Consider the following 11,213-nt stretch of genomic DNA (forward strand, 5'->3'; position numbering starts at 1 on the left):
GGCGGGTGGGCGCCGGACGCTGGGAGTCAGCAAGCGGGAGGTCGAGTCGGCGATCGGGAGGTGGTGGCGGTGGCGATCGAGAGGCTGAGCGCCGATGACCGGCTCCTCCTGCTCTCGGACAAGCGGTGGCCACAGGACGTCGGGGCCGTCGCCGTGCTCGACGGGCGCCCGCTCTGCGACGGGTCGGGGACTCCTCTCGTCGACGTCGCCCGCGAGGCCGTCGCGCAGGGGCTGGACGGCCTCCCGCGCCTGCGGCAGGTCGTGCGGTTCCCGGCTCGCGGGCTCGGCGGCCCCTTCTGGACCGACGCTCCCGACTTCCGTCTCGCCGACCACGTACGCGTGGGGCCGCCTCTCGCGTCCGACGACGACGCCGCGCTCCTGGCCGCCGTCGAGCAGATCCGGAGCCGTCCGCTCGACTTCCGGCGCCCGCTGTGGGAGCTGTGGCTGCTACCCGGGCCACGCACTGAGCACGTCGCGCTGTTCGTGAGGATGCATCACGTGGTCGCCGACGGGCTCGCCGGCGTCGCGACTCTCGCGGCGCTGCTGCACGTCCGGCCGGGAGAGGGAGGCCGGCCGGCGGCGGCGTGGTCGCCGGCACCCGCGCCCTCGCGGAGCGAGCTGATGCGCGACGGCGTTCGACGCCGCGGGCAGGCAGCGCGTGGCGTCCTCGCCGCCCTGGGGCGCCCTCGGGAGACCTCCGCGGCGGCTGCAGCGGTGTGGCACGGCATACGCGAGCTCGTCATCGGGGAGCCCGGTCCGGTGACGAGTCTCGGCGGGCTGGTCGGCGGGCACCGGCGGCTGGCGCTCGTCCGCGCCCCTCTGGACGAGGTGCAGGGGGTCGCCCACGCGCAGCACGCCACGGTGAACGACGCGCTGCTCGCGGTGATCGCGGCTGGCGTGCGGGCCCTGCTGAGCAGCCGGGGCGAGTCGGTCGACGGGCTGGTCGTCCCTGTCCTCGTGCCGGTCTCCCTGCGCCGGGGGACGGACCCCAGCCACGTGGGCAACCGGATCTCGCAGATGGCCGTCGGGCTGCCGGTGGGGGAGGCCGACCCTGTCGAGCGACTGCGCCGCATCAGTGCGTCGACCTCGAGGGCGAAGGCCCTGCCGCACCCGTCCTTGGGGGTGGTCTTCCGCAACAGGCTCGTGAGCGCCGTGCTGCTGCGGCTCGTCGTCCGGAGGCGGGTCAACCTGTTGAGCGCCGACCTGATCGGACCCGCAGAACCGTTGGCCTTCGCCGGTGCCCCGCTCGAGGAGGTGTTCCCACTGGTCAACCTGCTGGGCAACCTGACCCTCGGCGTGGGCGCGATGTCCTATGCGGGTCGCTTCGAGGTGCTCGTCGTGGCGGATGCCGACCTGCATCCCGACCTCGACGTCTTCGCCAGGGGCGCCGCCGACGAGCTCGGCGTGCTGGCCGCCGGAGTCGGGCCCGTGGCGGCATCGCGAGAACCGCCAGGGGGTAGATGGCCGGTGGGGTGACCGCGTGCGGATGCCCCGCTGCTGGAAGGTGCGCAACGGGGCATCCCTGGGGGTTGGGGGCAGGTCAGGGGCCGGTGGTGAACGTCCACGCGATGCTGGTCAGCGGGTTGCCGGCCAGGTCACGGATGGCGGTGGTGCCTCCCGTGAGGCGGGCGGTGTAGACCGTGTTCGGGCTCAGCGTGACCCCCGGGTTGAGGATCCACTGGTTGGTGGTCCCGTTGCGGCTGACGACTGCCGAGATGAGCGTGCCGGCCGGGTTCTTCAGCGTGAACGTCGTGGTGTTGACGCCTTGGACGGCCTCGCTGAAGGTGGCGGTGACGTTGGCGACCCGGCTGACGCGGAGGGCGCCGGTGCCGGGCGACCGCGCGATCACGGTCGGCGCCGGCCCGGTGGTGAAGGTCCACGTCCGGGTGGCCAGCGGGTTGCCCGCGAGGTCACGGATCGCCGTGGTGCCACCGGTGAGGGTGACGGTGTAGCGGGTGTCGGCGAGCAGGGTGGCGGCCGGGTTGAGGATCCACTGGTTGGTGGTCCCGTTGCGGCTGACGACTGCCGAGATGAGCGTGCCGGCCGGGTTCTTCAGCGTGAACGTCGTGGTGCTGACGCCTTGGACGGCCTCGCTGAAGGTGGCGGTGACGTTGGCGGTGGTGGCGAAGGTCGTGCCCGCGCTGGCGGGCGTGGTGGTCGTCACGGTCGGCGCCGGCCCGGTGGTGAAGGTCCACGTCCGGGTGGCCAGCGGGTTGCCCGCGAGGTCACGGATCGCCGTGGTGCCACCGGTGAGGGTGACGGTGTAGCGGGTGTCGGCGAGCAGGGTGGCGGCCGGGTTGAAGATCCACTGGTTGGTGGTCCCGTTGCGGCTGACGACTGCCGAGATGAGCGTGCCGGCCGGGTTCTTCAGCGTGAACGTCGTGGTGCTGACGCCTTGGACGGCCTCGCTGAAGGTGGCGGTGACATTGGCGGTGGTGGCGAAGGTCGTGCCCCCGCTGGCCGGCGAGGTGGCCGCCAGGACCGGGGCTTGGGCGTCGACCGAGACGGATGCCGCGGCGCTGAGTGCGCTGCCGTTGCCGGCGGCGTCGACGGCGGTCACCCGGTAGGTGTGGGTGCCGTTGGTGACGCCGACGTCGGTGAAGCTGGTGCTCGTGCCGCCGACACGGGCGATGGGCGCGCTGCCGGCGTCGCGGTACACGGCGTACCCCGTGACGCCGACGTTGTCGGTGCTGGGCGTCCAGGTGAGGCCGACCGTGCTACCCGAGGCGGTGGCCCTGAGCCCGGTCGGGACGGAGGGGGCCGTCGTGTCGGGAGGAGTGACCCCGGTGCCGGAGAGCGCGACCGTGCTGGTCACCCCGTCGACGACCACCGCCAGCGTGGCGCTGCGCACACCAGGCGCAGAGGGTTGGAACCTCACGTTGGCGAGACACGATGCACCCGGAGCCACGTTGGCGCCGACGACACAGGTGCTGCCGGTCGGGGTGTAGGCGAAGTCCGCGGCGTTGGCGCCTGTGGCGCTGATGCTGGTGATGACACCGGAGGCGCTGCCGCCGTTGTGGACCGTCAGCGGCTGGGTGGTCGTCGTGCCGGTGGCGGTGTCGGCGAAGGCCAGCGGGGCGGGCGAGAGGCTCGTGAGCGGCTTGGTGCCGGTCCCGCTCAGCGTCACCGAGGAGGTCACCCCGGCGTTGTCGGTGACGAGCAGGCTGGCCGACTTGGTGCCGGTCGACGTCGGCGTGAAGGCCACCGAGATCTCGCAGCCCTTACCGGGGTCGACCGGGGTGGTGCAGCCGTTGGAGGTGACCGTGAAGTGCGACGCGCCGGTGCCCGACAGGGAAGTGGTCGCGCTCAGCGGCGCCACGCCGGTGTTCGTGACGGTGACGATGTCCTCGGTCGAGGTGGTGGCCACCTTCTGTGAGCCGAAGGTGGCGCTCGTCCGGTCGAGGGTGGTGACCGGCAGGCTCCTGCCGCTGAGGGCCACGGTGCGCGGGCTGCCGAGTGTGTTGTCGGCGATCGTCAGCGTCGCGGTGGATTCGCCGACGCGGGGGGTGAAGGCGACCCCGATCGTGCAGCTGCTCCCCGGTGCCAGCCCGGGTCCGTTGACCGTGCCGGCACTCGAGCAGTCCTCGGTGACGGCGAAGTCGGCGGCGCCGGGCCCACTCAGGGAAACGGAGTCCACGACGGCGTTGCCACTGCCGAAGCTCGTGTACGTGAGGCTGCGCGAACCGCCCGTGGCGGTGTTGCCGTAGTCGAAGCTCTTGGCGCTCGTGCTTGCCGCCGGACCAGTGGCCAGCACCTTGCCCGAGACGACGAACAGGTCGGTCTCGCCGCAGTCGGCGATGGGACCGTCGACGGAAGGGCAGGCATCGACCCCGGTCGTGTTGATGCCGGGCCCCTCGACCCGGAACTTGTTGAAGCCGCTCGGGGAGCCGACGACCTTGTGCGGAGTCGCGTTGTCGCCGATGTAGCCGGCGGGGGGAGCCCCGGCGCCTGTGCTGCCGAACGTGTCCCAGGTGAGGAAGGGGCCGAGGCGGCCCCGCAGCGCGCTGGCGAAGTCACCGGGCACGCCCCCTGTCTCGAAGCGGCAGGCATTGTTCTTGATCGCCCCGGTGGAGTCGCTCTTGCACGTGTTGGTGCCGTACGGGTCGGTGACGATGTAGGTGGAGCCGGGTCTCAGGCCACTCTTGGCGGAGTACTGGCTGCGCTGGAAGGTGATCTCCTCGTCCTCCGCGAGGTAGGCGGCCTCGAGGTCCAGACCCAGGCTCATGACTCCGACGTCGGCGGCGACGGCGGAGTAGAAGCCCTCCCCGTCGGCGCCGTTGTCGAGCAGGTCGGCGCGACTGCCCAGGCAGAGCGGGAGACCGTCGAGACATGGCTGGAGTGCGAGCCCGTTGCTGTCGGCGTAGTACGACGGGAACTGGGTGTCCGGGTCGGTGAGGCCGACCTGGCTGAAGTCAGCCCGGGCCTGCATCGGCGCCAGCCCGGCGGCGAGCACGACCGGCACGGTCGCCATCGTCACCCGCCTCAAGAGGCGGCGGCCCGGGCCGCCGCGGGCTCTGGCCGGTCGCTCGGCGGACTGCACGAGCCGACCGGAAGTGATGTGCCCGGCATGTACTGCGGGGTTTCCGTCCTCGAGAACCTCAACTGCTGCGTGCCGTCGGCCAAACGTCCCAGACATGGCTTTCCCCTCACCTTCCGGGCTGCGCCCGGCGCGTTGCTGCGGATGTCCCAGCGTGTGAGGTGGACCTTGGGGTTACCTTGTCGGTTTTCTCCTCGCCTGCGACCGACGACCGCCCTGGTCGAGGACGGGCGCCCGGTGTGCGGTGGCGACGACGGCAGGGTCAGACCCGGTGATGGATGACGGTGGGGCGGTCGGCCGTCAATGCCTGGGCGGCAAGGGCGCCGAGCTCGTCCACCGATCCGCTGGCGACGCCGTGCGCCCCCATGGCCCGGGCCAGGGCGGGGAAGTCCGGTTCACACAGGTCGACCCCTTGGGGCACGATGCCGCGGTCGACCATCTGCTCCCGGATCTCGGCGTAGCCGCCGTTGTCCGCGATGACGACAGGGAGGGGCAGCCGCTGTTCGCAGGCGGTGACGAGCTCCTGGATGGAGAACATCGCCGCGCCGTCGCCGACGAGTGCGACCACGGGACGCTCGGGCTGTGCGACCTTGGCGCCGATCGCTGCAGGCAGGCCGTAGCCGAGCGTTGCGTAGCCGGTCGGGTAGAGGAGCCGGTTGGCCGGGGTGAACCGCCAGCTGTGCACCGTGCCGTAGTACGTGACCTGGGAGCTGTCGCCGGCGATGACCGTGCCGGCGGGGAGGGCTGCCGACAGGGCCTGCTGGATGGGTGCCCACGGCTCTCCGGCGACGGCGGCCTCGGCGTCCAGGGCCGCGCGGAGCGTGGAGGCACGGTCCTGGTGCCAGGTCGGGGGAGGGGTGCGTGGCAGCGCCTCGAGCAGCTCTCGCAGCACGAGCCCGGCGTCGCCCACGACGGGCAGGTCGGCTCGGACGTTCTTGTGCATCTGCCCCGGGTCGACGTCGATCCGCACGACGGTGCGCTCGGCATGGCGACCGGCCTCGACCGTGCCGCCCCACAGGTCCGAGTCGCCGAGCTCGGAGCCGACCACGACCAGCACGTCGGCGTCGTTGATCGCGGAGTGGGCTGCGTCCAGCCGCATCGCTGCTCCGAGCGCGCTGGGGTGGGACTCGTCGATGACGCCCTTGCCGTTGACGGTGGTCAGGACGGGGACCCCGAGATCGGCGAGTGCCCTGACCTGCTCCCCGGCGCCGCGGGCCCCTCCGCCGGCCACGAGCAGCGGTCGCAGCGCGCCGGTCAGGGCGGCCGCCACGGCCTCGAGGGCGTGGCGGGGCGGTCGGACGGGGGCGGCCAGGGGCCGCCGAAGGCACGGGGTGCGTGTCCACTCCGCCTCGAGGACGTCCACGGGGATCTCGAGGTGCACCGGCCGGGGACGGCGCGTCTCGAAGGCCTCGAAGATGTCGCACACGACGTCGGCGACCTCGTCGGCGCTCTCGACACGGACGCTGCGCGCCGTCACGGCGTCGAGAGCGGCCTGCTGGTGCTTGAGCTCGTGCAGCCAGCCCGTGTCCCGTCCGACCGCCCCGCGCGGCGGGCCGGGGGAGATCGCGAGGACGGGAACCGAGTCGGCGTATGCCGTCGCCAGCGCGGTGATCGCGTTCGTGATCCCGGGTCCCGACGTGGTCAGCACCACCCCGGGACGGCCGCTGACCCGCGCGTAGCCGTCGGCGGCATACCCCGCTCCTTGCTCGTGGCGCGTCACGACGTGACGCAGGCCCGACGCCGGGAGGTAGCGGTAGAGCTCGAGGTTGTGCGTGCCGGGGATGCCGAAGATGTCGGTCACGCCGTGCGCCACGAGGGCATCGACGACGGCTGCGCCGCCGGTGGCCGGCTCAGGCATGGGACTCCGTCCGGGGCGCCATGGCGGAGATGAGCTCGTATGCCGCGTGGGCGGCCGCGATGCCGGTGATCTCCGCGTGGTCGTAGGCCGGCGACACCTCCACGATGTCGGCGCCGACGAGGTTGAGGTCGGCGAAGGCCCGCAGCATGTTGAGCAGCTCGCGGCTGGTCAGGCCGCCCGCCTCCGGCGTGCCGGTGCCCGGTGCGAAGGCCGGGTCCAGCACGTCGATGTCGAGGGAGACGTAGGTGGGGCGGTTGCCGACCCGCGCCTTGATGCGCTCGACGGCGCCTCGCCAGCCCAGGTCGTCCATGTCGTGGGCGCCGATGACCTGGAAACCGAGCACCTCGTCGTCACTGAGGTCCTCGGGGGAGTAGAGCGGGCCGCGGATGCCGACGTGGATGCTTCCCGTCTGGTCGATCAGCCCCTCCTCGCTCGCCCGGCGGAACGGCGTCCCGTGCGTGATGGGGGCGCCGAAGTAGGTGTCCCACGTGTCGAGGTGCGCGTCGAAGTGGACGACCGCGAGCTCGCCGTGGGCCTCGTGCAGGACCCGCAGGATCGGCAGTGCGATGGTGTGGTCGCCGCCGATCGTCATGGGGGTGGCGCCGCTGCCGACGACCTGCCGGACGGCTCCCTCGATCTGGCGCACCGCCTCCGGGATGTCGAACGGGTTGCAGGCGACGTCCCCGGCGTCGGCCACCTGCTGCACCGCGAACGGCTCGACGTCCTGGACGGGGTTGTAGGTGCGCAGCAGCTTCGACGAGGCGCGGACGTGGCCCGGGCCGAAGCGGGCGCCGGGGCGATAGCTGACACCTGAGTCGAAGGGCACGCCGAGCACGGCGACGTCGGCCCGCTCGACCTCATCCAGCCGCGGCAGCCGCGCGAACGTGGCGGGGCCGGCGAACCGGGGGACGACCGTCGCGTCGACGGGTCCTGTGGGAGTTGTATCTGACATCTTCAGAGCACCTTCGCGAGAAAGGACTTGGTCCGGGTGTGCTGCGGGTTGAGCAGGAGCTCACGTGGGACGCCCTCCTCGACGATCACGCCCCCGTCCATGAACACCGCCCGGTCGCAGACTTCCCGGGCGAAGCCGATCTCGTGGGTGACCACGATCATCGTCATCCCCTCTGCGGCAAGGCTTTTCATGACGTCGAGGACTTCGCCGACGAGCTCGGGGTCGAGCGCAGAGGTCGGTTCGTCAAAGAGCATCAGCTCCGGTTTCATGGCCAGCGCTCGCGCGATGGCGACCCGCTGCTGCTGACCTCCGGACAGCTGCGCAGGGTAGGCAGCCGGCTTGTCACGGAGCCCCACCCGGGCCAGCAGCTCCTGGGCTGCGGCTCTCGCCTCGGAGCGAGGCACGCCCTTGACGAAGACCGGGGCCTCCATCACGTTCTCGAGCGCAGTCAGGTGCGGGAACAGGTTGAACCGCTGGAAGACCATGCCGACGTCACGTCGCGCGGCTGCCACCTCCTTGCGCTTCAGCTCGTACTTCTTGCCGTTGTGCCTGCGGTAGCCGACGAGACGGCCGTTGACGCTGATCTCACCCCCATCGATCCGCTCGAGGTGGTTGATGCAGCGCAGGAAGGTGCTCTTGCCTGAGCCGGAGGGACCCAAGAGCGAGACGACCTCGCCCCTCCTGACCGTCAGGTCGATGCCCTTCAGGACCTCGAGGTCGCCGAAGGACTTGCGTACGGCCTTCGCCTCGACCATCGGGAACGACGCGGGAGCGCTCGACTGGGCCTGGGCTGTGGGCTGGCTCTCGGCCATCAGCGGCCTCCGATCGCGAAGCGGTTGCGACGGGTGGATGCGGCGAGGACACCGCGCGACATGCGCCGCTCGATCCGGCTCTGGAGCACCGTCAGGATGGTGGTCACGACGATGTACCAGATCGACGCCACGATGAGCAGGGGGATCTGCTGGAAGTTGCGGCCGTAGATCAGCTGGGCCGTGGTCAGCAGCTCCGGGAGTCCGATCACCAGGCACAGCGAGGTGAGCTTCAGCATCGAGACGACCTCGTTGGCGGTCGGCGGGACGATGACCCTGGCGGCCTGCGGCAGGACGATCCGGCGGTAGGTCAGCCCCGGGCTCATGCTGAGGGCCTCCGCAGCCTCCGTCTGTCCCCGGTCCACCGAGCCGATACCGGCTCGGACGATCTCGGCCATGTAGGCAGCCTCGTTGAGGCCGAGGCCCAGGATGGCGGCCACGAACTGGGTGATGAGCGTGTTGCTCGAGACGGTCACCAGCTCGGGCCCGAAGGGGATGCCGAGGCTGATCTGAGGCAGCACCGTGCCGAGGAAGAACCAGAAGAGCAGCTGCACGAGGATCGGCGTGCCGCGGAAGAGCCAGACGTAGCCTCCGGCGACGCCGCGCAGGATCGGGTTCTCCGACAGCCGCATGATGGCGAGAACCGTCCCCAACGCCACGCCGATGAGCATCGCGATGACCGTCAGCTCGATGGTCAGCAGCAGCCCCCGCATGATCGAGCGCTCGAACAGGTAGCCAGCCACCAGGTCCAGCCGAAGCTGCTCCGTGGTGGCGACGAAGTTGACGAACATCGCGGCCAGGACGACCAGCACCGCGCCCGCCACCCAGCGACCCGGGTGTCGGAGGTGGACGATGGGCTCCTCGGCGTGTCCGACGTCGGTGACGTCCGTGGCAGGCGCGGCGTGGCCGGTCATGACGTCACTGACCCGTGTTGAGCGGTGCGCCCTTGAGCGCCTGGTCCTGCAGGTTCCACTTGGCGAGCAGCGTGTCGTATGCACCGGAGTCCTGAATCTTCTTCAGAGCGGCCTGCACGGCGTCCCGGAGCTCGGGGCTCTTCTTCGGCACGACGATGCCGACGGGCAGCGTGCCGAACGGCTTGGCGGGCACCTCGAAGGCGTTCGGCGCCTGCTTGACGTTGTAGGCGAGCGTGAGGTCGAGCGCGACCACCGAGTCGGCGCGACCCGACTGCAGGGCCTGCACGGCGCTGGCCTGGTCGGGGAACGGCAGCTTGGTCACGGCCGGCTTGCCAGCCGCCGTGCACTCCTTGGTGATGTCGTCGACGGACAGGTCACCGGTGGAGCTCTTCTCGACCGCGGCGCTCTTGCCGCACAGGTCCATCTTGTCCTTGAGGCCCTTCGGGTTGCCCTTGGCCACCATGAAGGTCACGCCCGAGCTGAGGTAGTCGACGAAGTCGACCGTGGCCTGCCGGGACTTCTTGTCGATCATGCTCGTCAGGGACAGGTCGTAGCGGCCGGCGTCGAGGCCTCCGATGATCCCGTCGAAGTTCGTGTTCTGGAAGTCGAACTTCACGCCGAGCACCTGGCCGAGAGCGGCCGCGAGGTCGGGGTCGAAGCCGAGGACGGTCTGGTTGTCGGCGCCGTAGAACTCCATGGGCGGGAAGCTGATGCCGGACGCGACCCGAATGGTCCCCGAGCTCTTGACGGTGGCGGGGAGCGTCGCGGCGATGGCCTCGTCCTTGGGCAGCGCGGCCACTGACGCGCTTGCGCCGCCTGAGGCTCCTGCCGGGGCGGGGTTGTCGGCGGCGGGTGCGGCGCACCCGGAAGCAAGGGCCACGACGGCGATGGTGCCCGCGAACGCGAGGTGTCGAAGCTGCATGATCATCTCTCCATTGAGTTTCCCGAGGCACAACAAAGGTTGTGTACAGAGCATCCGGGCAGCCATGATGAGATGTCAAGGGAATCGGCGGAATCTCGACGGATCCGTGCCGTGGCACACGAGGAGGCAGCACGATGCGACCGGTTCCGGTCTCGCCCACGAACGATGGTGCGCGCATAGGCGCCCGGCTTCGCGCTGCTCGCAAGGCGAACGGCTACACCCTGGACCAGCTGGCGGCGGCCTCGGGCCTCACCAAGGGCTTCCTCAGCCGGGTGGAGCGTGACGAGACGTCACTCAGCGTCGCCTCGCTCATCACCCTGTGCGAGGTCATGAGCATCGAGGTGGGATCGCTGTTCAGCGCCCCGGACGTCGCACTGGTGACGCAGGCGACGGCCCCGGCGATCAACCTCGGGGGGACCGGTGTCAAAGAGCAATTGATGACGCCGCGAGGGCAGTCGCGCCTCCAGATCGTCCACAGCACAGCCGAACCCGGCGCGACGGGGGGCGCCGAGCTCTACACGATCAACTGCGCCGTCGAGGTGCTCTACGTCCTCAAGGGGGCGGTCGACCTCGTCTTCGCGGACCGCCGCGAGCGGCTGACGGCCATGACGGCCATGACCTTCCCGGGGGGCGAGCCGCACACGTGGCACAACGCGAGCACCAGCAGGTCCGCCGAGATGCTGTGGGTCCTCTCGCCGGCACCGTGGAGCGGGAGCTCCTGACTCGAGGGCCCGGTCGTCAGAGGTCGCTTGGCGAGGCGATGATCGATCAGAGCGCAGAGAGAACGCCGTTGTGCCCTCGGCGGTTGTGCCCCCGGCAAGATTCGAACTTGCGACACCCGCTTTAGGAGCCGAATATGCCCTGTTTTCACGGCTTTTGGGCTGGGTGACAGCGTGCCTACTCGCCTGCCGTTGGTGGGGTCTCGCGGGCGACCGGCTCGGGCGCTGTGTGCCACGAATGGGCCACGCGGGTCTGCGCAGTGACCCGAACTCGGTCGGCTGGGTGGTGCCGCGCAGAAGGCGCTTGCGCAGGTCGACTGGGCGGGTCGTAGACACCATCACGCGCCCGGGGTGGGCAGTGGTCCTCTCCGGGAGCCGGCCCCGCACATATCGGCTGGGGACTCCCTCGTCCCCAGCGCATGAGCCTCCGCAAAGGGTGGAGGATGCATTCCTGTGGGGCGTCGGCGGGGGAGGTGAGCCAGCCGTCACTCTCGGGGTCCCA

Annotated in this window: 8 protein-coding genes; 2 read left to right on the forward strand and 6 right to left on the reverse strand. The window is 70.8% G+C overall.

The features are described 5' to 3' along the window. The first annotated feature begins 69 nt into the window (after positions 1-69). Positions 70-1,476, forward strand: a complete 1,407-nt coding sequence (locus LQK93_RS12835) for a wax ester/triacylglycerol synthase domain-containing protein (protein WP_374968171.1) — start codon at positions 70-72, stop codon at positions 1,474-1,476. 64 nt (positions 1,477-1,540) lie between these two features. Here the strand turns inward: LQK93_RS12835 and LQK93_RS12840 are convergent, their stop codons facing one another. From LQK93_RS12840 to LQK93_RS12865, 6 genes are all read right to left on the reverse strand, one after another. Next, positions 1,541-4,471 carry an Ig-like domain-containing protein gene (locus LQK93_RS12840; RefSeq protein ID WP_374968172.1) on the reverse strand — a complete coding sequence of 977 codons (2,931 nt, stop codon included), beginning with the start codon at positions 4,469-4,471 and terminating at the stop codon, positions 1,541-1,543. Positions 4,472-4,799: 328 nt separating this feature from the next. Beyond that, positions 4,800-6,395 carry a thiamine pyrophosphate-binding protein gene (locus LQK93_RS12845; protein ID WP_374968173.1) on the reverse strand — a complete coding sequence of 532 codons (1,596 nt, stop codon included), beginning with the start codon at positions 6,393-6,395 and terminating at the stop codon, positions 4,800-4,802. Continuing rightward, positions 6,388-7,347, reverse strand: a complete 960-nt coding sequence (speB, locus tag LQK93_RS12850) for an agmatinase (RefSeq protein WP_374968174.1) — start codon at positions 7,345-7,347, stop codon at positions 6,388-6,390. The genes LQK93_RS12845 and speB overlap by 8 nt, the downstream gene beginning before the upstream one ends. Positions 7,348-7,349: 2 nt before the next feature. Then, entirely contained in the window at positions 7,350-8,102 is a 753-nt protein-coding gene (locus LQK93_RS12855) for an amino acid ABC transporter ATP-binding protein (protein WP_374971503.1), read from the reverse strand. Between the two features lie 56 nt (positions 8,103-8,158). Next, the gene (locus tag LQK93_RS12860; protein ID WP_374968175.1) at positions 8,159-9,070 is read right to left on the reverse strand and encodes an amino acid ABC transporter permease; all 912 of its coding nucleotides are present in this window, start codon (positions 9,068-9,070) and stop codon (positions 8,159-8,161) included. Positions 9,071-9,074: 4 nt separating this feature from the next. Continuing rightward, on the reverse strand, positions 9,075-9,992 hold the full coding sequence (locus LQK93_RS12865; protein ID WP_374968176.1) for an ABC transporter substrate-binding protein: 918 nt from the start codon (positions 9,990-9,992) through the stop codon (positions 9,075-9,077). Between the two features lie 134 nt (positions 9,993-10,126). On the opposite strand from LQK93_RS12865, the gene LQK93_RS12870 reads away from it, so the two are divergent. After that, positions 10,127-10,714: a helix-turn-helix domain-containing protein gene (locus LQK93_RS12870; RefSeq protein WP_374968177.1), complete on the forward strand. Its 588-nt coding sequence runs from the start codon at positions 10,127-10,129 to the stop codon at positions 10,712-10,714. The last annotated feature ends 499 nt before the right edge of the window (positions 10,715-11,213 follow it).

Origin of the sequence: Terrabacter sp. BE26, assembly GCF_041941675.1 — a bacterium.
GTDB lineage: Bacteria > Actinomycetota > Actinomycetes > Actinomycetales > Dermatophilaceae > Terrabacter.